Annotated in this window: 24 protein-coding genes; 15 read left to right on the top strand and 9 right to left on the bottom strand. The window is 69.3% G+C overall.

What is annotated here, in order from left to right:
* Nucleotides 1–40: 40 nt before the first annotated feature.
* From ACTWQR_RS07870 to ACTWQR_RS07860, 3 genes are all read right to left on the bottom strand, one after another.
* Complete coding sequence (locus ACTWQR_RS07870; protein WP_443226193.1) at nt 41–193, bottom strand: hypothetical protein; 153 nt, start codon at nt 191–193, stop codon at nt 41–43.
* 185 nt (nt 194–378) lie between these two features.
* Entirely contained in the window at nt 379–597 is a 219-nt protein-coding gene (locus tag ACTWQR_RS07865) for a hypothetical protein (protein WP_443226192.1), read from the bottom strand.
* A gap of 217 nt (nt 598–814) precedes the next feature.
* Entirely contained in the window at nt 815–3,775 is a 2,961-nt protein-coding gene (locus ACTWQR_RS07860; protein WP_443226191.1) for an AfsR/SARP family transcriptional regulator, read from the bottom strand.
* Nucleotides 3,776–4,043: 268 nt separating this feature from the next.
* Between ACTWQR_RS07860 and ACTWQR_RS07855 the strand changes: the two genes are divergently transcribed.
* From ACTWQR_RS07855 to ACTWQR_RS07820, 8 genes are all read left to right on the top strand, one after another.
* Nucleotides 4,044–5,261 carry an amidohydrolase family protein gene (locus ACTWQR_RS07855; protein ID WP_443226190.1) on the top strand — a complete coding sequence of 406 codons (1,218 nt, stop codon included), beginning with the start codon at nt 4,044–4,046 and terminating at the stop codon, nt 5,259–5,261.
* Nucleotides 5,262–5,335: 74 nt separating this feature from the next.
* Nucleotides 5,336–6,241 (top strand): TIGR03619 family F420-dependent LLM class oxidoreductase, encoded by a 906-nt coding sequence (locus tag ACTWQR_RS07850; protein WP_443226309.1) that lies wholly within the window; start codon nt 5,336–5,338, stop codon nt 6,239–6,241.
* Nucleotides 6,242–6,398: 157 nt separating this feature from the next.
* On the top strand, nt 6,399–7,181 hold the full coding sequence (locus ACTWQR_RS07845) for an SDR family NAD(P)-dependent oxidoreductase (RefSeq protein ID WP_443226189.1): 783 nt from the start codon (nt 6,399–6,401) through the stop codon (nt 7,179–7,181).
* A 131-nt stretch (nt 7,182–7,312) separates the two neighbouring features.
* Nucleotides 7,313–8,431 (top strand): LLM class flavin-dependent oxidoreductase, encoded by a 1,119-nt coding sequence (locus ACTWQR_RS07840; RefSeq protein ID WP_443226188.1) that lies wholly within the window; start codon nt 7,313–7,315, stop codon nt 8,429–8,431.
* Nucleotides 8,432–8,562: 131 nt separating this feature from the next.
* The gene (locus tag ACTWQR_RS07835) at nt 8,563–10,293 is read left to right on the top strand and encodes an N-acyl-D-amino-acid deacylase family protein (protein ID WP_443226187.1); all 1,731 of its coding nucleotides are present in this window, start codon (nt 8,563–8,565) and stop codon (nt 10,291–10,293) included.
* 34 nt (nt 10,294–10,327) lie between these two features.
* Entirely contained in the window at nt 10,328–11,791 is a 1,464-nt protein-coding gene (locus ACTWQR_RS07830; protein ID WP_443226186.1) for an aldehyde dehydrogenase family protein, read from the top strand.
* A gap of 111 nt (nt 11,792–11,902) precedes the next feature.
* A complete protein-coding gene (locus ACTWQR_RS07825; protein WP_443226185.1) occupies nt 11,903–12,076 on the top strand; it encodes a hypothetical protein in 174 nt (57 codons plus the stop codon).
* A gap of 271 nt (nt 12,077–12,347) precedes the next feature.
* Entirely contained in the window at nt 12,348–14,015 is a 1,668-nt protein-coding gene (locus ACTWQR_RS07820) for a serine/threonine-protein kinase (RefSeq protein WP_443226184.1), read from the top strand.
* Here the strand turns inward: ACTWQR_RS07820 and ACTWQR_RS07815 are convergent.
* The 3 genes from ACTWQR_RS07815 to ACTWQR_RS07805 are packed head-to-tail and all read right to left on the bottom strand — an operon-like array spanning nt 14,012 to nt 15,469.
* Nucleotides 14,012–14,407, bottom strand: a complete 396-nt coding sequence (locus ACTWQR_RS07815) for a nitroreductase/quinone reductase family protein (RefSeq protein WP_443226183.1) — start codon at nt 14,405–14,407, stop codon at nt 14,012–14,014. The two genes, ACTWQR_RS07820 and ACTWQR_RS07815, sit on opposite strands and share 4 nt — an antisense overlap.
* A gap of 1 nt (nt 14,408) precedes the next feature.
* On the bottom strand, nt 14,409–14,606 hold the full coding sequence (locus tag ACTWQR_RS07810) for a DUF397 domain-containing protein (protein ID WP_443226182.1): 198 nt from the start codon (nt 14,604–14,606) through the stop codon (nt 14,409–14,411).
* Between the two features lie 11 nt (nt 14,607–14,617).
* Entirely contained in the window at nt 14,618–15,469 is an 852-nt protein-coding gene (locus ACTWQR_RS07805; protein ID WP_443226181.1) for a helix-turn-helix domain-containing protein, read from the bottom strand.
* Nucleotides 15,470–15,693: 224 nt separating this feature from the next.
* On the opposite strand from ACTWQR_RS07805, the gene ACTWQR_RS07800 reads away from it, so the two are divergent.
* The 4 genes from ACTWQR_RS07800 (at nt 15,694) to ACTWQR_RS07785 (ending at nt 18,473) form a co-directional block, all read left to right on the top strand.
* Entirely contained in the window at nt 15,694–16,137 is a 444-nt protein-coding gene (locus ACTWQR_RS07800) for an ATP-binding protein (RefSeq protein ID WP_443226180.1), read from the top strand.
* A gap of 104 nt (nt 16,138–16,241) precedes the next feature.
* Nucleotides 16,242–16,517, top strand: coding sequence for a hypothetical protein (locus ACTWQR_RS07795; protein ID WP_443226179.1), 276 nt, complete (start codon nt 16,242–16,244; stop codon nt 16,515–16,517).
* Nucleotides 16,514–16,795: a hypothetical protein gene (locus ACTWQR_RS07790; protein WP_443226178.1), complete on the top strand. Its 282-nt coding sequence runs from the start codon at nt 16,514–16,516 to the stop codon at nt 16,793–16,795. The genes ACTWQR_RS07795 and ACTWQR_RS07790 overlap by 4 nt, the downstream gene beginning before the upstream one ends.
* A gap of 163 nt (nt 16,796–16,958) precedes the next feature.
* Nucleotides 16,959–18,473, top strand: a complete 1,515-nt coding sequence (locus tag ACTWQR_RS07785; protein WP_443226177.1) for an alpha/beta hydrolase — start codon at nt 16,959–16,961, stop codon at nt 18,471–18,473.
* Nucleotides 18,474–18,633: 160 nt separating this feature from the next.
* Here ACTWQR_RS07785 and ACTWQR_RS07780 read toward each other — a convergent pair whose 3' ends face one another.
* Nucleotides 18,634–20,232 (bottom strand): CehA/McbA family metallohydrolase, encoded by a 1,599-nt coding sequence (locus ACTWQR_RS07780; protein ID WP_443226176.1) that lies wholly within the window; start codon nt 20,230–20,232, stop codon nt 18,634–18,636.
* Nucleotides 20,233–20,433: 201 nt separating this feature from the next.
* Between ACTWQR_RS07780 and ACTWQR_RS07775 the strand changes: the two genes are divergently transcribed.
* Entirely contained in the window at nt 20,434–21,210 is a 777-nt protein-coding gene (locus tag ACTWQR_RS07775) for a LuxR C-terminal-related transcriptional regulator (RefSeq protein WP_443226175.1), read from the top strand.
* 188 nt (nt 21,211–21,398) lie between these two features.
* Here ACTWQR_RS07775 and ACTWQR_RS07770 read toward each other — a convergent pair whose 3' ends face one another.
* Together ACTWQR_RS07770 and ACTWQR_RS07765 are read right to left on the bottom strand one after the other, a co-directional pair.
* A complete protein-coding gene (locus ACTWQR_RS07770; RefSeq protein ID WP_443226174.1) occupies nt 21,399–22,214 on the bottom strand; it encodes a hypothetical protein in 816 nt (271 codons plus the stop codon).
* A 124-nt stretch (nt 22,215–22,338) separates the two neighbouring features.
* Nucleotides 22,339–23,052: a hypothetical protein gene (locus ACTWQR_RS07765; protein ID WP_443226173.1), complete on the bottom strand. Its 714-nt coding sequence runs from the start codon at nt 23,050–23,052 to the stop codon at nt 22,339–22,341.
* A 277-nt stretch (nt 23,053–23,329) separates the two neighbouring features.
* Between ACTWQR_RS07765 and ACTWQR_RS07760 the strand changes: the two genes are divergently transcribed.
* Entirely contained in the window at nt 23,330–25,921 is a 2,592-nt protein-coding gene (locus ACTWQR_RS07760; RefSeq protein ID WP_443226172.1) for a bifunctional FO biosynthesis protein CofGH, read from the top strand.
* 184 nt (nt 25,922–26,105) lie between these two features.
* Nucleotides 26,106–26,672, top strand: a complete 567-nt coding sequence (locus ACTWQR_RS07755) for a hypothetical protein (protein WP_443226171.1) — start codon at nt 26,106–26,108, stop codon at nt 26,670–26,672.
* Nucleotides 26,673–26,768 lie beyond the last annotated feature (96 nt).

Raw genomic sequence — 26,768 nt, 5'->3', positions numbered from 1 at the left:
GCCGAGCCGGGTGGGCTCGGCCCCATCGGGTAGTGCTGCGTCAGGGTGCGTGGCGGTCCAGCGGGGCGACCGGTGCGTGGCTGTCCGGCGGGGCCACGGGTGCGTGCTGGTCGGCCAGTGCCGGGCTCGCGGCCGCCGCGGTGATGCCGAGCATCAGGGCGATCGTGGCGAGGACCTTCTTGGTACGGGTCATTCCAACTCCTGTGGGAGAGGGGACTGCCGGACACCAAGTGACGCTAGCGCCAGGGGGGGGCGATTGTTCGAGGGTGTCGAACGGTTCGCGCCATCGATTGACCTGAACCGTGGCCCGGACACGCCTCGGCCGCGGTGGCTCCCCCTCCGCGCCACCGCGGCCGGTCCCCGTCGGGATGAAGGTCTTTACTTGTCCGCGTCCGTTGCGGGCGGAGCGGGCATGGGGTTCTCCATCGTCGTGATGGAATCCTTGGCGGGCCCGCTGGGCATGGGGTTCTCCCCCATGGTGGTGACACCCGCGGCGTCCGTTGCGGGCGGGGCGGGCATGGGGTTCTCCCCCATCGTGGTCAGGTTCTCGTCTGTCGTCTGCGGAGTGACGTCCGCGACCTTCTTCTCGTCGCTCATGGGATTGCGCTCCTCTGCTGTGGTGACGTGTAAGGAACGCCCGCCCAGAAGCTCCCCCGAGGGCCGCTGGACGGGCGTTCGGAGCCGCACAGTAGCTGGTTGGGCTCCTGGTCAGACCGTCTGCCCCCCGACGCGACGGTGTGACAGATCTGAGAGTGCCGGGCGGAGATAAACGAATGCTGAACGCCTGCAATTGCCCTGGTGGGAGGCTCGTTGTTCACGCCGCCGCGGCGGGCGTGAGCAGCGCGCGTACCTCGTCGGCTTCCGCGGCGTCGTTCTGTTCGTAGAGATTGAGCGCCTCGCGCCAGCAGACCCTGGCCCGGTCCACCTGCCCCAGCACGGAGAGAGCCCGGCCCAGGAGTGTAAGGACATTGCCTCGCATACGGTCACCGCCGATGCATCCGAGCGCGAGGGCTTGTTCGGCGTGCTGGGCCGCTTGTGCCGGACGACGGGCTGCCAGGTGTACTTCGGCGATGCGGAAGTGGGTCGTTCCTTCCCAGAGGCGTTGCCGGTGGTCGCGGAGGATGCCCAGGGCTTCGGAGAACTGCCCGAGAGCCTCGGAGTGCCGACCAGCCCTGTTCAGGGCGATGCCCACAGCGTAGTGGCTGTTGGCGAGGCGCACGGTGCGACCGAACTCCGCGTGGATCGCCACGCCGAGCTGAGCGAACTCAACCGCCTTCGCGATGTTGCCCATTCCCAGGTGGGCACGCGAGAGGTTGCACAGGCTGGTCGCTTCGGCAGGCCGGTTGCCGGCCGCCTGCAAACCTTCTATCGCCTGGTCGAAGAAGGGCCTGCTCTCCGCGTACCGGCCCTGGTGCAGGCAGATGAGCCCCAGGCTGTTGGCCACCCAGCTGACGGCGCTGGCATCCTGCACGGAACCCGCCAGTTCCATGGCGAGTCGTGCCTCCTGCTCCGCCTGCTGAATACGACCGGAGACCAGGAGGACATCGGTGAGGACCGTTCGTGCCCTGCCCTCCGCGCGAGCATCCCCCGCGGCCCGCGTGGCGTCGCACATCGCCCTCGCCGTCGTCTCGTACTGGTGGGAGTTGGCCCCCGATTCGGTCAGGTCCTTGGCCGCCCAGTGGAGATCCACCGCCCGCCGCAGCCTCTCCGTGCCTGCGGCCTGCCGTACGCAAGCCAGCAGCGGAGCCGCCTCGTTGTACAGCCAGTCCCGGGCAGCCGCCCCTTCGGCGAACCGCAACCCTTCGTACTCGGTCGGTTCCAGGTGATCCACCAACCGATCCCCAGGCCGCTCAATCGCATAGACCCCCGCCGCCGTAGCCAAATAAAAGTCCAACAACCGAGACATAGCCGCCCCCCGCTCACTGGGCGGCTGCTCATCCCTCTCCGCACACGCACGCGCGTAGAGCCGAACCAGATCGTGGTAGCGATAACGACCCGGCGCGGCGGACTCCAACAGCGAGGTGTCGACCAGAGACTCCAGCAAGTCCTCGGTCTCTTCCACCGGTAGATCCAGCACCGCGGCCGCGGCCTTCACCGAAATATCCGGCCCATCCGCCAGCCCCAGCAGCCGAAACGCCCGAGCCTGCGCCCGCTCCAGCTGCCCGTACCCCAGCTCGAACGTGGCCTTCACCGCGAGATCCCCGGCCTGCAGCTCATCGAGCCGTCGCCGCTCATCCGCGAGCTTCGCCGCGAGCACGGAAACCGTCCACGTCCGCCGGGCCGCCAGCCGCGAGGCAGCGATCCGGATGGCGAGCGGCAGGAACCCGCAAGCCGCCACCACATCCAGCGCCGCCTCCCGCTCGGAAGCCACCCGCTCCTCCCCCACAATCTTCGTGAAGAGCTGAAGGGCCTCCTCGGGGGACATCACATCCAGGTCCACCAGATGCGCGCCCGCCAGGTCCACCATCCGCATCCGGGAAGTGATCAGCGCGGCGCACCCCTCCGTCCCCGGCAACAGCGGACGCACCTGGGCGGCATCCCGGGCGTTGTCCAGCAACACCAGCACCCGGCGCCCGTCCAGGACGGAGCGGAAGAGGGCGGCCCGCTCCTCCAGGGAGTCCGGGATCGCCGAGTCCGCGGTACCCAGGGCCCGCAGGAAGGCGCCCAGCACCGTCTCAGGCTCAGCCGCCCGCGCCCCCGCCCCCTGCAAGTCCACGTACAACTGCCCGTCGGGGAACGCCCCGCGAGCCTGGTGCGCCACATGCACCGCGAGCGTCGTCTTGCCCACGCCCCCGATGCCGGCCAGCGCCGAGACCGCCATGACCCGTCCCTCGGCGGAGGCGAGCACGTCGCCCAGTTCGGAGACGAAGGAGGCCCGGCCGGTGAAGTCGGGGACGGTGGCCGGGAGTTGGGCCGGACGCACCGGTGCCGCCGCGGGCTCCGCCACCGGAGCGGAGGGTTCCGCCAGCCGCGGGTCGGCTTGGAGAATCCGCTGCTGGAGATCCTTCAGACCGGAACGCGGATCGACCCCCAGCTCATCCGCCAGCAAGCGCCGCGTGTCCGCGTACACCGCCAGCGCCTCGGCCTGGCGTCCGCTTCGGTACAGCGCGAGCATCAGCAGTTCGCGCAAGCGTTCCCGCAACGGATGCGCCGCCGTGAGAGCCGTGAGCTCCGAGACCGCCTCCGCGTGGCAGCCCTGCTCCAGGTCCATGCCCAGGCGGGATTCCAGGAGTTGGAGGCGCCATTCCTCCAGGCGTGCCCGCTGCGTCTCCGCGTACGGGCCCGGAATGCTCGCCAGTGGTTCGCCGTCCCACAGGCTCAGCGTCTTCTTGAGGAGGGACCGCGCATGGCAGAGATCCCCGGTGCTCTTCGCCTTCTCGGCGTCCGCCGCGAGTTCCTGGGCGAGGGCGAGGTCCAGCGCCCCGTCGCCGAGCGACCGGATCGCGTATCCACCCGACTCGCTGACCAGGACACCCGGGTCCAGCACCTTCCGCAGCCGCGAGGCGTACGTACGGACCGCGGCCAGTGCCTGCGAGGGCGGCTCGTCGCCCCACAGCGCGTCGATCAGCTCGGATGCCGTGGCCGTACGCCCCTCGCGGAGCAGCAGGGCCGCCAGCAGGGCGCGTTGCTGCGGGGAACCCGTGGGCAAAGACTCCGCCCCGCGCCATGCGCGCACCGGGCCGAGCACGCTGAAGCGAAGCGTCGCCGCCGTCGAATCCTCGGGACGCCACTGCTCCGGTACCCGCGGCTCCGGTACTCGCGGTACACCGTCCATCGTTGTCCCCCTGCCGAACCACCTGCCGAACCGTCATGACAACCAGGCCAGTTTGCCTTGTTCATGGCGGATGCGTCAGCTGTGGGAGACACCGATCACAGGACGCCGTGCCAAGTCACGCAAGCCCACACGGGGCCCACACGTGGTCCCCGTAACCGGTCGGCCACCCCGGAGACCGTTCACCAGCCTCATTGCGAGAGGGATCAGGGAGCGGGCGGGAGCTGACAGGATAGCTGACGGACCGTCAGATCAGCGCTACCGTAGCCGTATGGAGACCTTCCCGAAGATCATCTCGGTGGATGACCACACAGTGGAGCCCCCCAACGTCTGGCGGGACCGGCTCCCGTCCAAGTACCAGGACCGGGGCCCGCGGATCGTCCGCGCCCCGCTCAAGGAAATGTCCTTCCTGGGCGGCAAGTTCGCCCCCGTCATGGGCAGCCCCGGGGACGACGGCCCCATCGGCGACTGGTGGATCTACGAGGACCTGCACCGCCCCCTCACCCGTCTCGACACGGCTGTCGGGTACGACAGGGACGAGATCAAGCTCGAGGTCATCACGTACGAGCAGATGCGCCCGGGCTCGTACGACGTCCCGCAACGCCTCGCCGACATGGACGTCAACCACGTCCAGTCCGCCGTCTGCTTCCCCACCTTCCCCCGCTTCTGCGGCCAGACCTTCACCGAGGCCAAGGACCGCGAACTGGCGCTCCTCTCGGTGCGCGCCTACAACGACTGGATGGTCGAGGAGTGGTGCGGACCCGAGGCCCGGGGCCGGCTGATACCGCTCATCCTCATACCGCTGTGGGACCCGCAGGCGGCGGCGGACGAGGTGCGCCGTAACGCCTCCCGAGGGGTGCGGGCGGTCGCCTTCTCCGAGATACCTCCGCACCTCGGACTCCCCTCCATCCATACGGACGAGTGGGACCCGTTCCTCGCCGCCTGCGCCGAGACCGGCACCGTCATCGCCATGCACATCGGCTCCAGCAGCCGCATGCCCTCCACCTCCGCCGACGCCCCGCCCGCCGTGGGCTCCACCATCACCTTCGCCAACTGCTGCTTCTCGATGGTGGACTGGCTGATGAGCGGCAAGTTCGAACGCTTCCCGGGGCTCAAGGTCATGTACGCGGAGGGGCAGATCGGGTGGATCCCCTACATCCTCGAGCGCGCGGACGTGGTGTGGGAGGAGAACCGCGGCTGGGGCGGCGTCGCCGACAAGGTCCACCGGCCGCCTTCCGAACTCTTCACCGAGCACGTCTTCGGCTGCTTCTTCGACGACGCCTTCGGGCTGAAGAACCTGGACGCGATCGGCGTCGGAAACGTCCTGTACGAGACCGACTACCCGCACTCCGACTCCACCTGGCCCAAGTCGAAGGAGGTCGGTGAGTCCCAGATGGGGCACCTGGACGCGGACGTCGTCGACCGGATCGTAAGGCGGAACGCGATCGAGCTGCTGGGGCTGACGGAGGACGGGTTGTGGGCACACTGAACGCCAACCCGGCCCCGAGTGCGAGAGCCCAAGCGAGTGCCCAGGTTCCGCCGGAAGGGCGACTGGCCTACGGGATGCAGCTCCCCGTCCAGTCCCAGAGCACCCTCTACGCGGAGGCGTGGGAGGCGGACGCGGGGCCGGACGACCTAGTCGAGATCGCCCGCACCGCCGACCGCTCCGGCTTCGCGTACCTCGCGAGCTGTGACCATGTCGCCATTCCGCGGCGGCTCGCGGCCGCCATGAGCACGGTCTGGTACGACCCTGTCGCCACCCTCGCCTTTCTCGCCGGAGTCACCGAGCGGGTGCGGCTGCTGAGCCATGTCGCCGTTGTCGGGCTGCGGCATCCCCTCCTCACCGCCAAGCAGTACGCGACCTTGGACCATCTCTGCGGCGGGCGGTTGATCCTCGGGGTCGGGGCCGGGCACGTACGGGAGGAGTTCGAGGCGCTGGGGGTGGACTTCGAGCGGCGCGGGTTCGTGCTCGACGAGTCCATCGATGCGTTGCGCTCCGCGCTCGGGGCCGATGAATTCCCGTCCCACCACGGGAAGTTGTATGACTTCGAGGGGCTCGGGCAGCGGCCCCGGCCCACCCAGTCCCGCGTCCCCTTCTGGGTCGGGGGCTCCTCTCCCGCCGCCGTGCGGCGGGCCGCGGTCAGGGGGGACGGGTGGCTGTCGCAGGGGGATTCGCGGGAGCGGCTGCCGGATCAGATCGCTCGGCTGTGGCGGTTGCGGGAGGAGGCGGGGGTTGCCGATTCCTTCACGGTCGGGGCTATCACCGAGCCGTTGTATGTGGGGGAGCCGGGGTGGGCGGTCGGGCGCCGGACCCTCACCGGCGGGCCCGAAGCGCTCGCCGAGTCGCTGCGGGCGTATCGGGCGATGGGGGTGCATCAGATCCAGGTGCGGTTCCGGTCGCGGAGTCGGAATGAACTCGTCGATCAGATGGCGGCGTTCGGGGCGGATGTGGCTCCGCTTCTCGACTGAGCGCTCCGCTGGAAGAACGGTGATGGCTGTGTCGATATGCGGCTCCGCCGCGGGCGCGGGCCGGTGGGGGCTGGTCGCGCAGTTCCCCGCGCCCCTTGCGGGGCGCCCCCCGCGCCCTTGCGGGCGCCGTTCCGCCAATCGTCGCTAGGGAGAACTCATGGGAAAGCTGGACGGACGCGTCATCCTGATCACCGGGGCCGCGCGCGGGCAGGGAGAGCAGGAGGCGCGGCTCTTTGTCGAGGAGGGCGCCGAGGTCGTCATCGGGGACATCCTTGACGATCAAGGGGAGGCGCTGGTCAAGGAGTTGGGCTCGCGTGCCCGGTACGTCCGTCTCGACGTGGGTCGGGAGGCGGACTGGGCGGCCGCCGTGGCTGTCGCGAAGGAGGCGTACGGGAAGCTCGACGGGCTGGTCAACAACGCGGGCATCCTGCGGTTCAACACGCTCGTCGACACGCCCCTCGACGAGTTCATGCAGGTCGTGCAGGTGAACCAGATCGGCTGCTTCCTGGGCATCAAGGCGGTGGCGGGAGAGCTGGCCGCCGCCGGCGGGGGCACGATCGTCAACACAGCCTCGTACACGGCGGTGACCGGCATGGCCGCCGTCGGCTCGTACGCGGCGACCAAGCACGCCGTCCTCGGGCTCACCCGGGTCGCGGCCCTGGAGCTGGCCGACCAGGGGATACGGGTCAACGCGATGTGCCCCGGTGCCATCGACACCGCGATGTCCAACCCGGCCCTGCTGGACCCCACGGCCGACGCCGAGGGGATGGCCAAGGCCATCGACGGGCTGTACCGCAAGCTCGTGCCGCTCGGCCGGATCGGCAGGCCGGAGGAGGTGGCCCGCCTCGCCCTCTTCCTCTCCTGCGAGGACTCCTCGTACATCACCGGGCAGCCGTTCGTGATCGACGGGGGGTGGCTGGCGGGGGTCAGCGTGATCTGATCTCCCGGCCCGACCGATCTGACGTCTCGTCAGCTATTGACGGTCCAAGTGGGCGGTGGAACAGTCGGCTGTGTGAATCTGACGAGGCGTCAGATAGGTCGGACAGGGACTCATGGGGATGGTGAACCTCCTTGGAATTCGGGCTCTTTGTACAGGGATACGTGGGTAAGCGGGCCGAGACGGATCCGCTCGCGGAGCACAAGGCGCTGATGGAGGAGACCGAGTACGTCATCCAGGCGGACAAGTCCGGCTTCAAGTACGCCTGGGCGTCCGAGCACCACTTCCTGGAGGAGTACTCGCACCTCTCGGCGAACGATGTCTTTCTCGGGTATCTGGCTCATGCCACCGAGCGCATTCACCTCGGGTCCGGGATCTTCAACCCCCTCGCCCAGGTCAACCACCCCGTGAAGGTCGCCGAGAAGGTCGCCATGCTCGACCATCTCAGCCAGAACCGCTTCGAGTTCGGCAGCGGGCGGGGCGCGGGCAGTCACGAGATCCTCGGCTTCATCCCCGGCGTCACCGACATGAACTACACCAAGGAGATCTGGGAAGAGACCATCGCCGAGTTCCCGAAGATGTGGCTCCAGGAGGAGTACGCCGGGTTCCAGGGCAAGCACTGGCAGCTCCCGCCGAGGAAGGTGCTGCCGAAGCCGTACGGGAAGTCGCACCCCGCCATGTGGTACGCCGCCGGGTCGCCGCCCTCGTACGCCATGGCCGCCCGCAAGGGCCTGGGCGTGCTCGGCTTCAGCGTGCAGAAGGTCTCCGACATGGAGTGGGTCCTTGAGCAGTACAAGACGGCGGTCGTGGAGGCCGAGCCGGTCGGGGACTTCGTCAACGACAACGTGATGGTGACGACGACCGCGATCTGCGCGCCGACGCATGAGGAGGCGATACGCGTCGCGGTCGGTGGCGGGCTGCACTATCTGCCGTCGCTCGTCTTCCGCTACCACGACACCTTCCCGCGGCCCGAGGGCTTCCCCGTGTGGCCCGAGACGCTTCCCGAGTACAACGAGGAGTTCATCGAACTCCTCATCTCCGAGGAGCTGTTGATCTGCGGGGACCCGGACGAGGTGCTCACGCAGTGCAAGCGGTGGGAGCAGGCCGGGGCCGATCAGTTGTCGTTCGGGCTGCCGGTCGGGGTGCCGAAGGAGGAGACGTTGCAGACGATTCGGCTGATCGGGGAGCACGTGATTCCGAAGATCGATACGGATCCCGTGCACCGGACCACCCGATTCCGTCAGGGGGCGTGAGCCGCGGGTTGGTTCGGAGGCTGCGGGCCGGTCGTGGCTGGTCGCGCAGTTCCCCGCGCCCCTTGGGGGCGCGCCGTACCGCAGCGGGATCTGCGAGACAGCCATAGCTTGAGCTTGAGAGGGGCGTAGGCATGCTCGACCATCTGATCAAGGGTGCGACCGTGGTGGACGGGACGGGCGCCCCCGCTTACACCGCCGACGTGGGCATACGCGACGGGCGTATCGCCGTGATCGGTACCGTCACCGAGCCGGCCCGTACGAGTGAGGACGCCACCGGGCTCGTACTCGCTCCCGGCTTCGTCGACCCGCACACGCACTACGACGCCCAGCTCTTCTGGGACCCGTACGCCACGCCCTCCCTGAATCACGGTGTGACGACCGTGGCGGGCGGCAACTGCGGTTTCACCCTTGCCCCCTTGAACCCCGCGCGCCCCGAAGACGCCGACTACACGCGGCGGATGATGTCCAAGGTCGAGGGGATGTCGCTGGTCGCGCTGGAGGAGGGGGCGCCCTGGAGCTGGCACTCCTTCGGGGAGTATCTGGACGCGTTGGAGGGGCGGATCGCCGTCAACGCGGGCTTCATGGTGGGGCATTGCGCGTTGCGGCGGTATGTGATGGGGCCGGACGCGGTCGGCGGGCAGCCGACGGCCGAGCAGTTGCAGCGGATGCTTCAGCTGCTCCACGAGTCGATGGAGGCCGGGGGATGGGGGCTGTCGACCACCCAGTCCTCCACCCACTCCGACGGCGACGGGAAACCGGTCGCCTCGCGGCACGCGAAGCCGGCCGAACTCCTGGCGCTCTCCCAGGCGGTCGGCGAGCACGAGGGTACGCAGATCGAGGCGATCGTGGCGGGCTGTCTCGATCAGTTCAGTGATGACGAGATCGATCTGTTCGTGGAGATGAGCGCTGTCGCCGGGCGCCCGCTGAACTGGAACGTCCTGACGATCGACTCGGCCGTCCCCGACCGTGTACCGCGACAGCTGGCGGCGAGCGAGCGGGCCCGTAAGGCCGGTGGGCGGATCGTGGCGCTGACGATGCCGATTCTCACGCCGATGAACATGTCGCTGGGTACCTTCTGCGCGCTGAACCTGATCCCCGGGTGGGGTGACGTGCTCGGGCTTCCCGTGCCCGAGCGAATCGCGCAGCTCCGGGATCCCGGAGTGCGGGCCGAGATGCTGCGGCGGGCCGGCTCGAAGGAAGCGGGCGTCTTCCGGCGGCTGACCGACTTCGGGCGGTACGTCATCGGGGACACCTACAGCGCCGAGAACGAGGGGCTCACCGGGCGGGTCGTACGGGACATCGCGGCCGAGCGGGGCCAGGAGCCCTTCGAGTGCCTCGTCGAGATCTGCGCCAAGGACCAGCTCCGTACGGTCCTTTGGCCCATGCCCACCGACAACGACCCCGACTCGTGGTCGCTGCGCCAGGAGACGTGGCGGCACGAGGACGTCATGCTCGGTGGCTCGGACGCGGGCGCCCATCTGGACCGGATGTGCGGGGCGCCGTACACGACCCGCTTCATCGGGGACTGCTTGCGGGGGCGTCGGCTGGTGACTCTGGAGCAGGCGGTGAAGATGCTCACGGACGATCCGGCACAGCTCTTCGGGCTCCGTGAGCGAGGACGTGTCGCGGAGGGCTTCCATGCGGACCTCGTGCTCTTCGACCCGGAACGGATCGACGCCGGCAAGGCCACCCTGGTGCACGACCTGCCGGGAGACAGCCCGCGGCTGGACTCCAAGGCGATCGGCATAACGGCCGTGTGGGTCAACGGCGTCGAGGCCATCCGGGGTGACGCGGTGACGGGTGCCGTGCCCGGCAAGGTGCTGCGGTCGGGGCGGGATACGCGGACGGTGAGCACCAAGTGAGGTACGACCTGGCGACGTACGACCTGGGGGCCAAGTGACCGACGGGCAGCGGCTGTTCATCGGTGGCTCTTGGGTCGCACCCGATGACGGTTTCTACGAGGTGATCGATCCGGCGACCGAGGGTGTCGTCGGGCTGGCGCCCGAGGCCTCGCGGGAGCAGGTGTACGCGGCGGCGGCCGCGGCCCGCGAGGCCTTCGGGGCGTGGTCGCGCACATCACCGGAGGAGCGTGCGGCCGTCCTCGACCGGGCGGCCGGGATCATTCAGCGCAACTTCCTCCCGTACGCCGAACTGGCCCAGGCCGAGAGCGGCGCCACGACCGGGACGGCGCGCGGCATGCAGGTGGGGGTGGGCGTGGCCCGCTTCCGCAGGTACGCGAAGGTGGAGCCGGTGGAGCAGGCGCTGCCACCGCAGATCAACGAGGCCGGGCCCTTCGGCAAGGCCGCTGTCATGGGTGCGCTGGTCGTACGGCAGCCGGTGGGGGTGGTCACCTGCATCACCTCGTACAACAATCCCTGGGCCAACCCCGCCGGCAAGATCGCCCCCGCGCTGGCCATGGGCAACACGGTCGTCGTGAAGCCCGCCCCGCAGGATCCGCTCTCCGTGTACCGGATGGCGGAGGCGCTGGAGGCGGCCGGTGCGCCGCCGGGTGTCGTGAACGTGGTGAGCGGCTCGCGGGCGGAGGTGGGCGAGGCGGCCGTCGACTCGAGCGACGTGGACATGGTGAGCTTCACCGGCTCGACCGCCGTCGGGCAGCGCATCGCCGAGGTGTGCGGGCGCGGGATGAAACGGCAGCTGATGGAGCTGGGCGGGAAGGGCGCGGCGGTCGTCTTCGAGGACGCGGATGTCGAGTCGGCGGTCCGGGGAATCGGCACGACGTTCTCGTTCTACAGCGGGCAGATCTGTACGGCTCCGACGCGGGTGCTCGCGCAGCGGGCGGTGTACGAGCGGGTTGTCGACCGACTGGCCGCGTACATCGGCTATTTGAAGGTGGGCGATCCGCGCGCCGACGGCACGGTGGTCGGCCCGGTGATCTCGGCCGCGCACCGGGACCGTATCGAGTCGTACGTCGAACTGGGCCGCAAGGAGGGCGCGCGGGTGGTCGCGGGCGGGGAGCGCCCCGCACACGGCGCCGAGTTCGAGCGAGGCTTCTACGTGGCGCCCACCCTCCTCGCCGACTGCACCAACGACATGCGGGTGGTCCGAGAGGAGATCTTCGGCCCGGTCGTCGTCGTCCTCCCCTTCGACGACGAGGAGCAGGCGATCACGCTGGCCAACGACAGCGAGTACGGCCTCATCGACTACGTCTGGTCCGGCGACGTGGCGCGGGGATTCCGGGTGGCCAGGCGCCTGCGGTCCGGCGGCGTCGGGGTCAACACGGTCGGGCGCAACATGGAGGCACCGTTCGGCGGCTTCAAGAAGAGCGGGGTGGGGCGGGACGTGGGGTCGTACGCGCTGCATGCGTACAGCGAGTTGCAGTCGATCGTCTGGCCGGGGTGACGTCGGCGGCTGCGCCACCCGGGCCGCACTACAGGACTACAGGGCGCGGGCGGCGGTGGGCCGGAGAGGCTGGGCCGCAGCGTCTTCCGGATCTCCGAGACCGTCTGGCTGGTGGAAGTGACCCGGGAGTCCTGGAATGCGTTTTTCAAAGAATCCCTCCGCGAGTCCTGGCACGTCTGGATCTCCGTCGGCGAACTCGAGCACTTCAAGGAGCCGACTGCCGCCGAGCCGCCGCCGCAGGTGACGACGGACGAAAAGCGGGGGCGGCTGTTCAAGCGCGGCTGAGGGGCGTTTTTCCGAGGTTCCGTAGCGGCGCCTCCGGTGTTCGGTAGCGATCCTCGAACGGGCCGCCGAACGGGGCAAGTTGCCCCTCGCCCCCGAACTGGCTGCCCAGATCATCATGTCCGCCAACTTAAGGCGTGGCGCCCATCGCCGGAACTCCGTCTCAATCTCGAACAGGTTCACGAAACCCGCGCAGTCGTGCTTGACTTTCCAGTCCCGTGCGATCTTGGCGGGGCGGCCGGAGGGGGCCAGGGGATCAGGGGGACGAGGGCCGATGAACAACGCGACCGAGGTGTTCCAGCCACTGCAGGCGGACGACCCGCCACTGGTGGCCGGCTACCGCCTTGCCGCCCGGCTCGGCGCGGGAGGCATGGGCCGGGTCTACCTGTCGCACACGCAGGGTGGCCGACCGGTGGCGATCAAGGTGATACGGCCGGAGCTGGCAGACGATCCGGCCTTCCGGCGTAGGTTCAGCCGGGAGATAAAGGCGGCCCAGCGGGTCCGGGGCGCGTACACCGCCGAACTGATCGACGCCGACGCGGACGGCGTACCGCCCTGGCTGGCCACGCTGTACGTGCCCGGCCCCTCCCTGGCAGACGCCGTCGCCCGGCGCGGACCCCTGCCGGTGCCGGCGGTGCTGTGGCTGATGGCGGGGGTGGCCGAGGCCTTGCAGGCCATCCACGGCGCGGGAATCGTGCACCGGGACCTGAAGCCGTCGAACGTGCTGTTGGCCGCCGACGGCCCGCGGGTGATCGACTTTGGTATCTCGCTGACCTCCGGCATCACCTCGCACACCGCCACGGGAGCCTCGGTCGGCACGCCCCAGTTCATGGCTCCCGAGCAGGCGTCCGCCGGCGAGGTCACGGCGGCGACCGACGTGTTCGCGCTCGGCCAGACAGCGGCGTTCGCGGCGCTGGGCGAGCCGCTGTACGGGGACGGCAACTCGGTCGGCGTGCTGTACCGGATCGTGCACGAGAGACCCGACCTGTCCCTGTTGCCCGCGCAGCTCCGTCCGCTGTTCGCCCGGTGCCTGGCCGCCGATCCGGAGGAGCGGGCCACCCCGGCGGAGATCGTCGAGTGGTGCCGGCAGCGGCTGGGCCGGGGCGTCGACGTGGGCGCGGGGCCGGCCGTCTGGCGCGAGGTCATGGGACCGGAGGTGCCGGTTCCGTCCCCGGTCCCCCATCCCACCCCGGTGCAACCGATGCCGTTGCTCCCGCAGCCGCAACTGCAGCCGACGGTGCCGGTGGCGGACGAGCGGCGGGCCCGCCGACGGCGTATCAGGATGTTGTCGGTCGTCGTGATCGTGGGTTCGCTGCTGTCGGTGGGCGTGGCCTGGACGAACCTGAACCTGTCGGACCGGCTCCGCGACCGGGACGCGGGGGCGTCCTCGACATCCGACCGGGAGTCCTCCGCACGGTCGTCGGCGTCGTCATCCGCGCCGTCCTCGGGGTCGAAGACCGGTGGCCGGGCAGCAGGAGGTTCGGACCCCTCCTCGACCGCGTCCGGGCCGCCGAAACCGATCGCGTACCCCGTGATGATGCTGAACGCGACGCTACGCCTGGATCTCAAGGATCCCTACCGCTACCTCCTCAAGGACGCCGAAGACGCCAAAGACGCCAAAGACGTCAAGGACGACAGGAGCGCAAAGGAACGCAAGGCCGACATCCGCTTCGTCTGCGGGCAGACCTGCGCGCTGGAGAGCGACACGAGTCTGATCGACTGGGTGCCCTCCGAGAAGCCGGGCGCCACCCTGGAATCCTGTCGCGCAACCCTTGTCGACGCCGAGCACACGCTCCCGCTCGCCATTGTGGCGGCCGGCAGCGAGATCTGCTTCGAACACCCTTCCGGAGACGTCGCTCTGTTCGTGGTCGACGTGAAGTCGACGGCGCTGCCGGACAGCGGGTTCGTGAGCGGCGACCTGACGGTCTGGCGGGCGGCCTAATCGGTCAGATCGACCCGCACCGTCAGCAGGTTCGTGCCGACCGCCCGGACCGCGGTGCTGTTCATGCGCGGCAGGGATTTCAGCCGGGCCCGGGCGTCGTCCTCCGGCATCAGATGGGCTGTGCCGTGGTGCCAGCGGCCGTTGACGCGGACCCGGACCTCCGGGTCGGCCTTGATGTTGCGGATGTACTGCGACTTTTCGCCGTACTCGGAGACCAGCCAGAACTCCTGCCCGACGCGGCGTCCGCCTACCGGAGTGCGGCGCGGCAGTCCTGACGTCCGCCCGGTGGTCTCCAGGAGGGTCTGGAACGGGAGGCGACGGTTGATCGGGTTGGCGATCCATCTCTGAACCGACGTGATGGCACGGAATTTGATCTCGTCGGAGCGCGACATCTCAGTTCTGGTTTCCCTTGAGGTTGCCCTTGAGCGTGCGGAGGAGGGTGCCGAAGGTGGTGGGGGTGGTCGAGAGTATGGAGTGGGCGGGGTCGCTGCTTTCGGTGAGATGGATCGTTTTTGCGGTGGCGGCGCCGACGTGGAGGCAGGCGTCGCCTTCCTGGCAGTAGGACGACTTCTGCCAGCTGTTTGTGGACATGGGGCTCCTCTTCACAGGTCTTGGGCGATGGCGTGGATCAGGTCCCGGGACTTCTCGGGGCCCAGGGCGGTGGCCTCCACGACGTTGAGCAGGTTCCGGTACTTCTCCAAGAGTGCTTCGGCGTCCAGCAGTACGGGACCGTGGAACTGGTCGAGTTGTGCGGTGTCGAGCTGTGGAACGGGACCGTGCAGGTAGTTGATGGACTGGCCCGACCCTGGGAACGCACCGACGTCGAACGGGAGTACTCGTACGGTGATGTGCTCCCGCTCACTCATGTCGAGCAGGTGCTGGAGCTGTGCACGGGCCACGTCTCTGCCGCCGACGCGCATGCGCAGGGCCGCTTCGTGAATGACGGTCCGGTACGGGATCGGGTCCGCCCGGTAGATGACGTCCTGCCGCTTGATGCGAAGCGAGACGCGGTGCTCGACCTCTGGTGGCGTGGGCGCGGGGATCACGTGGCGGAAGATCTCGCGGGCGTGGTCGTGCGTTTGGAGCAGTCCCGAGATGTGTGTGGTGTACGCCGTGCGTACGGCAGTGGCGTGGTGCTCCAGTTCGGCGAGGTCGAGCAGTCCTGACGGCAGGATCTCCCGGTACGTGTCCCACCAGCCGCGCGTCTTGTCCGTTGCCATGTCGACCAGGGCGTCGATGAAGGCCTGATCGGGGCAGGAGTACAAGCGGGCCATCGCTCTGATGCGGTCGGGGCTCGCTCCGAACCGCGCCAACTCGACGTTGGAGAGCTGACCTTGGCTGGTCCCCAGCGCGCGAGCCGCCTCGGTCGACGTCATGCCCGCGCGCTCGCGCATCTTGCGCAGCTCGACGGCCAGCCGGATGCGGCGAGCCGTCGGGGCGGGCCGTGCAGCCATGTGAACTCCTCTTGCACACGCGTTCAGTTGGGTCACTCACACGAGGGGAGTTCGCCTGGATTATCTCGGACCGGCGCAAATTTCATTTGCGCCTGCCCTACCTTCGTACTCAGGCGCCCCGCTCAGGAGCACCCCGCTCGACGGAGCGGCCGCGGTCACTGGGCACCGGAAACGACGATCCCAACCTCCTGCCTCCAACTCCCTCTCGTGATCGGAGACTTCCCATGGCAACCGTATCCCCGCCCTGGTCCTACGCCCTGCAACTCCCGCACGATCCACGCGCACCGGGTATCGCCCGCACAACCCTCCGTACCGTCCTCGCCGCCCACGGCCTCGCCGAACTCGCCGTCACCGCCGAGCTGGTGGCGTCCGAGCTGCTCACCAACGCCCACCTGCACACCCAGGGTCCGTACGCCCTGCGGCTGCGCCTCGCCGACTCCGGGCGGCTCCGGGTCGGGGTGTGGGACGCCGACCCGAAGGTCCCGCCCGGCTTCGGCGGATCCCCGGGGGTCCTGGGCGACGTACCCCCGGGCGCCGAACACGGTCGCGGGTTGCGCCTCGTGCGCGCCTGCGCCGACGCGTGGGGCGTGCAGGTGCTGCGCGAACTGGGCGTGTCGAAGGGCGGCAAGCTGCTGTGGGCCGAATGCGGGCACGGGACGGTGGCGTGATGGGGGTGCCGATGTGGGCCCCGGTGCAGGGTTCGCGATGTCCGTCTCGCGAAGGCGGCACCATACTGGGAGGTGGAGCCATGCCCTCTCACCAGGAGCAGAACATGAGCGCACAGCATGAGCACGGCTGGGGAACGATGCCCCTCCCGGAGATCCGGACCGTGGACGACCTGCGCAGCGCGCTCAGCCGGTACGGGTTCCCGGGCGACCGGGAGCGGTTCGAAGCGGAGCTGGCGGCTGCCATAGGAGCCTCCCCGACCAACGACTTCGAGGGCGCTTCCGCCGTGGTCAGGGCCTACCGCCACCGGGTCCGGATCAGGAACTCGCCGGAGATCATGGCAGCCCTCGAGGACGCACGTGCCGGAGGAAGCGGCACATGAACGAAGTTCCGCTGGAGGAGGCCGAGCCCGCCAAGAAGGCGTTGGTCGGCCTTACGGAGGGGGAGCGGGAAACTGTCCGGGACGCACTCGCGGCTATCGGGCGTGATCCGGCGGTCGGCCGCGAGATCCCCGGCTGGCGCCCTCCCTCCGTGGAGTACACGTACACAACGGCGCTCGCGCACGACTCGGCCGAAGCGATCACCGTCGTCTACACGCACACCCCCGGCATGGGTGTGACGGTCGTGTACTACTTCCGTGATCCACAGGTGGTGGACTAGCCAGGCCGGGACCAGGCCGTCTCCTGGTCCCGGGCCACCGTCGCCGCCGGTAATAAGCCGCCGCTCCAGAGCACTACTGGCCGGGTCCATGGAGCAAACCCGAACAAACACAGGCGGGTTGGCCGGATGGAGTGTCCGGGGGAGACCCGCGAGGCTCTTCCGTATGAGGAAAAACAAGCGCAATGTCGCCCTGATCGCCGCCTCCGGCGCGATTCTCGGGCTCACCGCATCCCTCACCGCGCCCCTCACCGCGACGGCCTCAACCGCCGCACCAGCTGCCAAGCCCCTTGAGTGGACGAAGTGCGAGGGCAGCGGGCTCGACCCCCGGCAGGAGTGCGCGACCGTCCGCGTACCCATGGACTACTCCGAGCCCGACGGCAAGAAGATCGGCATCGCCGTCTCCCGTATCCCCAGCGAGAAGCCGGACGTGCGCCGTGGGGCCTTATTGCTGATCGCCGGAGGGCCCGGCGGGGGCAGCCTCGACGAAATCTCCGGGAAGGGGCAGACGCTGCCGCAGGAGGTACGGAACGCGTACGACCTGATCGGGTTCGATCCCCGGGGGTTCGGCCGCTCCGCCCCGGTCAGCTGCGGTCTCGATCGCGGTGACCTGGTCAGGTCCAAGTACTTTCCCTGGCCCGCCCCGGACGGGTCCGTCACCGAGAGCATGGTCACCGCCCGGCGGACGGCCGATGCCTGCGAGCGCAATGGCGGCGAGTTGATGCGGCACATCAGCACCGCCGACAACGCTCGCGACATCGACCGCATCCGGGCGGCGCTCGGCGAGCGGAAGCTGTCCGCGTGGGGCCTCTCGTACGGGTCGTATGTCGGCGCCGTCTACGCTCAGTTGTTCCCGCACCGCACCGACCGCTTCGTGCTGGACAGCAACCTGGACGGGAACGGCGATCGCGTCAATGGCCAGGTCGGCCGCGCCTTGTGGGCGGGGTTCGAGACCGGCGTCGAGGACGTCTTCCCGGAGTTCGCCAAGTGGGCTTCGAAGCCAGGAAACCAGTACCGCCTCGCGGATACGGCGGCCGAGGTGCGGCCGCTCGTCCTGCGGCTCGCCGCCCGGCTGGACCGCGAGCCGATCCCGTGGCCGGGCGCCGACACGGCCGAGCTGAACGGCAACGTGCTGCGCCAAGCCATGGTGGACGCGTTCTACGACCCCGACGACGGCTTCCCGGCTTTGGCCCAGCTGATCCTGGCCGCGCAGAAGGGCACCGTCCCGCCCGCGCCCGAGCCGCCCCCCGAGCCGCTCATACAGAACGCCCTCGCCGTCATCCACGCCACCACCTGCAACGACAGCGACTGGCCCGAATCAAGTACGCAGTACCAGAAGGAGGTTGATCAGAGCCGGGCCAAGTATCCGCTGACCGCCGGGATGCCGAGGAACGCGACGACCTGCGCGGCCTGGCCCTATCCGCTGAAGCAGGATCCGGTACGGATCACCGACCGGGGTCCGTCCACCATCCTCCTCGTGCAGAACGAACGGGACGTGGCCGCCCCGCTGAGCGGCGCCCGCAACCTCCGCGCCGCCCTCGGCGAGCGCGCCGTCATGGTGACCGTGAACTCCACCGGCCACGACGCCTACCTGGGCAATGGCAACGCCTGCGGCGACCGGGCCGTCACCCGGTATCTGGCGACGGGGGAGCGGCCGGCCCGGGACGCCTACTGCGGGTAGCCCCGGCTGTCGTACCGTCCGAGCTGGAGCTGGACAGGCGGCGCACGCCGGCACTGGGGCTCGTGGCCGTGGGGCGGCGACGGCGACACGGCCTTCTCCGTATGCCCGGCCCGCCCCACGGCCCATCCGTCCTTCTAGGGCCGCCTCCCCGTTACACCGCCTACCGCCCCAGGAAGATCGGGTTGGTGAACGCCGCCAGCGCCCCCGGCAAGGGCCCGGCCGCCGCCTCGTGCCGCAGCTCCGCCCGTACGTACGCCGCGTACTGCGCCGTCGTACGCCACTCCACCGTCCCGGAGCCCGACACCGGCAGCACCGCGCTCGTGTGCAGCACGCCCTGGTCCGTGACGAAGCGGGCCGTGCAGCGGGGCGCGCCCGTGACCTCCAGCCGGACGGTGACCGGATCGTCGCGGTCCACCCTCAACCGGCCGCCGATGCCCGCGTGTTCACCCTTGGGACCGTAGGCAGCGAAGGACAGCGACACCGCCTTGGACTCGGCGACGTACGAGCGGCCGGCGCGCAGGCCCTCCTGGATCGCCTCGCGGGTGAGGTCGTCGGCGAGTACGACCGTCTGCGGGGTGCCGACGGGGTCGGGGTCGCGGTGCGCGTCGCTGTTGCCCATCGCGGGGATCCAGCCGCGGCCTTCCCGGGTCTCATTGCTCTCCCGAGCCTCATTGCCGTCCCGAGCCTCATTGCTCTGCCGGACCGACGCCACCAGCATGCTGTCCCAGTCGGCCAGGGACACCTCGTCGTCCGGCCCGTACGGGCCGTTCCACACCTCGACCACGTCCGCCTCGCCGAAGCCGAACTTCCAGTTGCAGCCGATGCAGGTGGCGTGCGGATGGGCGGGTACGACCAGGCCGCCGGAGCGGCGGATCTCCCGCGCGTACTTGCCGAAACGGTTGTCGCGGGCGCGGTAGCGCCAGTCCACGAAGGTCCCGGGGTCCGTGCCGAGCGCGACGACATGGCCGTTGCGCGTCGTCACCTCCTCGCCCAGCATGACCAGGAGGTCGTCACCCGCCTGGTCGGCCCAATGGGCGTGCGCGGCATGGGTGTTGTGCTCGGAGGTGTTGATGAAGTCCAGCCCGGCGGCGCGGGCGAGCGCCGCGATCTCGGCGGGCGTGCGGCGGCCGTCCGAGTACCAGGAGTGCAGGTGGCAGTCGCCCCGGTACCAGGCGCGGCCGCGGCCCTTCGCCCGCGAGGGCGGGTAGGCCGGCTTCACGACGGCGCCGGGTTCGCCGTACGTGAGCGTGATGGTGATCTCGTACGGGAGTCCCTGCGGGGCCACCGTGTAGGGGCCGAGCGCGATGTACCAGGTGCCTTCGCGCACCGGGCCCGGGATGTAGCCCGGTGTCGCGTCGTCGGCGCGGATGAAGAACTCCGTGCGCGCCCCGCCCGACCAGCCGCGGAAGCCCTTGCCGCCCAGCTCGGTGCCGCGCTGGTCGAAGATGCCGATGTCGAGCGCGTTGCCCGCGGTGCCCGCCGGGACGGAGGGCTTCTCGTAGGTGTACGCGACCTTGATCTCCCGTACGCCGGACGGGACTTCGACCGGCAGGTACACGAAGTCCGGCGAACCGGTGGGCAGGGTGCCGCGCACCGTCCGGGTCTCCGAACCGCCGGAACCGCCGGAACTGCCGGAACTGCCGAAACCGCCTGTCTCGTCGGCGCCGCTCGCGAAGCTCACGCTTCCCAACGTAAGCGCCGCGGCGGCCCCCGTCACGAACAGTGCGCGTCTGCCGAAGCCGTGGTCGTCCTCACACATGCTGCTGCTCCCCAGGTGTGGCGATTAGTGGCACGTAGCACTCTGGTATTCAGCCGTGAACTCCCGTACACGGGAAGGGAACCGGCGCCTTTCTTGAAGTTTTGAACAGCTCGGGGCCGGCTCCCGTACGTACTGACGTCATCTCTGTCATGGCTCCGACAGTTCGGCGGAAGGACATGCGGTGTGCGGCCCTTAAAGTGCGTGGACTCGACGAACCTTCCGAACGACACGCTGCAGGTGGCCCTCGCCTGCCCCGACGGCGATTGCACGGACAGCGGCGGGCGTGAGGGCGAGTGGCCGCACCACGGCCTGCCCGGTGCCGAAATGCCCGATGGCGACATGCCGATCCGGACCCATCACATCTCCCCGCCGTACGAAGCCCTGCGCGACGACGGCCTCCGCGACCTGCTGGACGTCGCGGTGCTGCGCTGTCAGGACCCGGTGAGCGAGGTGCCCCGGCTGCTGCGCGCGATGGGTGGGGAACCGGTCCCCGTGGTGGTCACCAGCCCGGCCGCCGAACCCGAGCGGATCGTACGGGCGTTCCAGTCCGGGGCCACCAGTTATCTGGTCGAGGGGGACTACCCTCCTTGCCTGCTCCAGAAGGCGGTCCTGGGTGCCGCCACCGGCCACATGCTGCTCTCGCCGATCGCCACCCGGGCGCTGCTGGAAACGGTGTTGCGCGGTGGTCCCGAGGTGCTGGGCGAACCGCCCGCCACCTCGGGCGAGGGAGAGGGCGAGGACGGGGACGGGGAGCGGCTGCGCGCGGTGCTCTCGCGGCGTGAGCGGCAGATCATGGAGTTGCTGTCCACCGGCCTGAGCGCGCAGGAGATCGGCCTGCGACTGCGTCTGAGAGAGAAGACCGTCCGCAACAACCTCAGCAACATCTACGCCAAGCTGGACGCCCGGGGCAGTACGGACGCGGTCCTGCGCTGGCTGAGAGCCTCGCCCGGCAACACCCTGGGGTCCCAGACCGGCTGAGAATCCCTTTTCGCGCGGCTTTGTTCGCCTGGCACGGTCTTTGTCTGCCCGAGACTCGAACGGTCTTTGTCTGCCCGAGACTCGCTCGGTCTCTGTTTGGCTGAGACTCGCACGGTCGCTGTTTGCCTGAGAGAAGAGTGCCCCCGCGTGGAACGCGGGGGCAGGTCGTGGCCGGGAGTCGCTCGCCGTTACTGTGGCGCGACCTCGGACAGCGGGATTTCGACGTCGGTGACCGCCTCGCCGCCCTTGCCGAATCCCGGCTCCGTTCGCTCCGCGCGAAGGGATTGGACGCTGCCGCTGTTCTCCGCGTTCAGCACCGCGTTCGCCTCGGGTGTGCCGCACTGCACATTGCGCAGCCAGAGCCGGCCGTCAGGGGTTCCGTTCTTCAGGAGCTGCGGGAAGAAGACGTGGAGGGAGGCGGAGCCCTCGCTGGGGGAGAAGAACACCGTCTGGCCGTCCTGTGCTTCCTTGTACGTCGCCTTGATGAAGCCGCTCACGTCGGTGCGCTTGTGCGACCACATGAAGTACGCGATGTGGTCGGGTTTCACGGTGTCCGTCCGATCGAAGGCCAGGTTGGTCTTCGTTTCGTCCCTCGTGATGTTGATTTCGCTCGTCGAGAACTTGGCGCCGATTTCGAAGACCGAGTTGCCCAGCTTGATGGAACTGTCGGTGACGAAGCCTTCTTCCAGCTGGATGACCCTGCTCACCGACGTGCTCACGCTGAAAGTCTTCGAGGTTCCCGTCTGCACCCCGCAGTTGTCGGAAACGGGGGAGACGCGCTCGTTGGGCCCCAGGCTGTTCCTCTTGAACTGGACGTCGACGAACTCGCAGTTCTCCAACTTGTCGGAGTCCGCCTTGCAGTCGGCCTGCACCTCCGACGGCGTGGCGGCCCCCGCCTGGCTCATCAGCGGAATGGCTACCGCGGCGGCGGCCACCGGCGCGAGTATGAGCGTGACGCGCTTCTTCTTGCTCCGGTGGGATCCCGAGCGGTTCGTGCGTGGCATGGTGTTTCTCCTGTGAGGGGATGCGGATCGTCGCAGGTGGAACGGTCCGCCGAGGGAAGGCCGAGGGAAGGCAGAAGGGCGGGGGAAGGCGCGGGGAAAGCGCGGGGGAGGGGCGGGCGCCCGGTCAGCAGTCGGTGAAGACGGGTTTGGCGACGCCGTCCACCACTCCCGGAGCCCCCGCGGCGCCCGGCAGCATGGAGGGTCCCTCGACGACGTCCTCCAGCACGAAGTTCTTCTCGGGGCTGGGGTTTACGGCGAAGCTTCCGGGATTGGCGTCGATGCGCACCCTCCATTCGCCGGTCATGCGCTGCATCTTCGGGGTGAACTCGATGTGCAGCACCTTTCCGGCGGGAACGTCGAAGGTGTCCCTGCTGCCGGCCTTGGCCGATTCGGTCGTCATGTTGAGGCTGCTCTTGTGTACCGACCAGGATCCGCTCAGGGCGCCGAAAATTCCGCCGGAGGCACCTTGCACAACAGTGATCTGCTTGCCCTTGCCCTGCGACACCTCGCTTTCCCACGCGACCGAGACCTTGGCGGGTTCGGTGGCGTCCTCGCAGTTCGGGAAGTCGATCGAAGCCTTTTCGGTGGGGCCGTTGAAGGTCTCGAACTTCGTCTCGACGAAATCGCAGTTGCTGGACTCGAAACCGTCCGCGAAGGCGCCGTTGAAATCCCGTACCGACTGCTGCTTACCGTTGAGCACTTCGGACCTCTGGCACATCCTCATGATCTGCGCCGGCGTCTTCTCCTCCGCGGCGTTCGCCGAGGGCAGCAGGGCGACGACAGCCGCTCCTGTGGCGAGCGCGGATCCGATGGCGACGAGCCGGATGATCTTGGGCATGTCCTGTTCCGTCCTTGGGGGTTTCTTTGCCGTTCCAAGGAGGAGTATTGGGAAAGCGCGGGATCGCCGACAGGGTCAAATATCCCTACTCCTCGGTTACTTCGGGTGGTCGCGAAAGGGCGTTACCAGGGGTAACCGCAGGGAGGCGATTTGCGAACGTACTCTCGGTGACGCAGATCACCGAAGGAACACCGGAGCGTGCTCGGCGTACGGGACGACAGTGGCGATGTTCGATGGCCCCCCGAACCGGTGAACTTGACATACGTATCCTCAAAGGATGACGAGCAGCGCCGACAACGCACGCCCCGAGGCACCCACCGCCAACGCGATGCGCCGCGCCCTCAAACGCGCCCGCGACGGCGTCGCACTCGACGTCACCGAAGCGGCCGTACTCCTCCAGGCGCGCGGCAGTGACCTTGACGACCTCACCGCCTCCGCCGTCCGCGTGCGCGACGCGGGACTGGCGACCGCGGGTCGCCCCGGCGTCATCACGTACTCGAAGAGCGTCTTCATCCCACTCACCCGCCTGTGCCGGGACAAATGCCACTACTGCACCTTCGTCACGGTCCCCGGCAAACTGCGCCGGGCGGGTCACGGGATGTTCATGTCCCCGGACGAGGTCCTCGACATCGCCCGCAAGGGCGCTGAACTCGGCTGCAAGGAAGCCCTGATCACCCTCGGCGACAAGCCCGAGGACCGCTGGCCCGAGGCCCGCGAATGGCTCGACGCGCACGGCTACGACGACACGATCGCGTACGTACGGGCCATCTCGATCCGCATCCTGGAGGAGACGGGCCTGCTGCCCCACCTCAACCCGGGCGTCATGTCGTGGACGGACTTCCAGCGGCTCAAGCCCGTCGCGCCCTCCATGGGCATGATGCTGGAGACGACCGCCACCCGCCTCTGGTCCGAGCCGGGCGGCCCGCACTACGGGTCGCCCGACAAGGAGCCGGCGGTCCGGCTGCGGGTCCTCGAGGACGCGGGCCGGTCGTCCGTCCCCTTCACCAGTGGGCTGCTGATCGGGATCGGGGAGACGTACGAGGAGCGCGCGGACTCGCTGTTCGCGCTGCGCCGCATCTCCAGGGCGTACCACGGCATCCAGGAACTGATCATCCAGAACTTCCGCGCCAAGCCGGACACGGCGATGCGCGGGATGCCGGACGCCGAGCTCGACGAGCTGGTCGCGACGATCGCCGTGGCCCGCCACATCATGGGCCCCGCGGCCTGCCTCCAGGCACCGCCCAACCTCGTCGACTCCGAGTACGGACGGCTGATCGGCGCCGGGATCGACGACTGGGGCGGGGTGTCGCCGCTGACCATCGACCACGTCAACCCCGAGCGCCCCTGGCCGCAGATCGACCTGCTCCGTGAGCAGTCGGCGGAGGCGGGCTTCGAACTCCGCGAACGGCTGTGCGTGTACCCGGAGTTCGTGCAGCGCGGCGAGCCCTGGCTGGACCCGCGGCTGCTCCCGCACGTACGGGCGCTGGCGGACCCGGAGACGGGGCTCGCACGACCGGACGCGGTCGTGGAGGGGCACGCGTGGCAGGAACCCGAGGAGGCGTTCACGTCGTCGGGCCGTACGGACCTCCACCACACGATCGACACCGAGGGCCGTACCGGCGACCGGCGCGAGGACTTCGACCTCGTCTACGGCGACTGGGAGTCACTCCGGGAGGCGGCGGCCCCGGGGATGGCCCCCTCCCGCATCGACACGGACGTTCGGGCTGCCCTGAGCGTGGCGGCCGACGACCCGACGAAGCTCACCGACGACGAGGCACTGGCCCTGCTGCACGCGGACGGCTCGGCGCTCGACGCCCTCACCCGCATCGCGGACGACGTCCGCAAGTCGGTGGTCGGTGACGACGTCACGTACATCGTCACGCGGAACATCAACTTCACGAACGTCTGTTACACCGGCTGCCGCTTCTGCGCCTTCGCGCAACGCCGCACGGACGCCGACGCCTACACCCTCTCCCTCGACCAGGTCGCGGACCGGGCCCAACAGGCCTGGGACGTGGGCGCCGTCGAGGTCTGCATGCAGGGCGGCATCCACCCCGACCTGCCCGGCACGGCGTACTTCGACATCGCGCGAGCGGTGAAGGAGAGGGTGCCCGGGATGCACGTCCACGCCTTCTCGCCGATGGAGGTCGTGAACGGCGCGACCCGGACCGGCATGTCCATCCGCGAGTGGCTGACGGCCGCCAAGGAGGCGGGTCTCGACACGATCCCCGGCACGGCGGCGGAGATCCTGGACGACGAGGTCCGCTGGGTCCTGACCAAGGGCAAGCTGCCCACGGCGACCTGGATCGAGGTCGTCACGACGGCGCACGAACTGGGCATCCGCTCCTCCTCGACCATGATGTACGGGCATGTGGACCAGCCCCGGCACTGGCTCGGCCACTTCCGGACGCTGGCCCGGATCCAGCAACAGACCGGTGGCTTCACGGAGTTCGTGACCCTCCCGTTCATCCACACGAACGCGCCGGTGTATCTGGCGGGGATCGCCCGCCCCGGCCCGACCATGCGTGACAACCGCGCCGTGATCGCCATGGCCCGGCTCCTCCTCCACCCCCACATCCCCAACATCCAGACCAGCTGGGTGAAGCTCGGTACGGAGGGCGCGGCGGAGATGCTCCGCTCGGGCGCCAACGACCTGGGCGGGACGCTGATGGAGGAGACCATCTCCCGTATGGCGGGGTCGAGTTACGGCTCGTACAAGTCCGTCAAGGACCTGATCGCGGTGGCGGAGGCGGCGGGCCGCCCGTCGAAGCCGCGGACGACGCTCTACGGGGAGGTGCCGGAGGAGCGGCAGCAGGCTGCCGCCGTGTCGGACGGGCATCTTCCGGAGTTGCTGCCGGTGCTGGAGTGACAAAAAACGCAGAAAGCACGACAAGCGCGGAGATTGGCTGAGGAGTAGCAGGGGAGCGGTGCTGAGGAGCAGCGGGAGAGCGGTGCTGAGGAGCAGTGGGAGAGCGGCTGGGGAATGGTCGATGGTCCCGTCGGAGTAGGATGATCCGACCCTCCGACGGGGTGAACCAGAGCTGAGGAGATGCGTGTCCGTGCCTGCCCGACGGCTTCCCTCATGGGTCTGGGTCACCGGTCTGACCGTGGTGGCGCTGGTGGTGGTGGCCGTGCTGGCCGTCAGGGCCGACAAGGGCGCGCAGCCGACGGCCTCGGCGAAGCCGAAGCCGTCCGCGTCCGCGCAGACCTCCGCCTCGCCCAAGGAACCCGAGGTGGTCGCCGTACCCGACGGCTCCGGTACGGGACGGCGCGTCGTCTACTCCCTCAACCAGCGCCGGGTGTGGCTGGTCGACGCGAGCGACGCGTCCCGGCGCACCTTCACGGTGTGGCCGGGGACGGTGAGCCCGGGGCTGGGCACGTACACGGTCGGGACCCGGCGCGAGGCCGCCACGGGCAGCGACGGCGTGGAGATCGAGAACATCGTCTACTTCACCGTCGCGTCCGGCATCAACATCGCCTTCTCCAACGCCGTGGACGGTTCGTCTCCGCCGCCGCCCGCGTCGGGGGTGCAGACGGGTGGCGTCCGCATGCGCGCGGCCGACGGGGACGCGGTCTGGAAGTTCGGCACGGAGGGGACCACGGTCGCGGTGGTCGAGTAACGGGCACCGGATACACCGGCCCTGGGCTGCGGGCAGCGGACCCACCGGACCTGGGGCTGCGGGCAGTGGAGGAGTCCGCCGGAGCGATGGCTCCGG

It is taken from the genome of Streptomyces sp. 2A115 (genome assembly GCF_052245575.1).
GTDB lineage: Bacteria > Actinomycetota > Actinomycetes > Streptomycetales > Streptomycetaceae > Streptomyces.
This window is presented reverse-complemented; position numbering and strand designations above follow the sequence as displayed.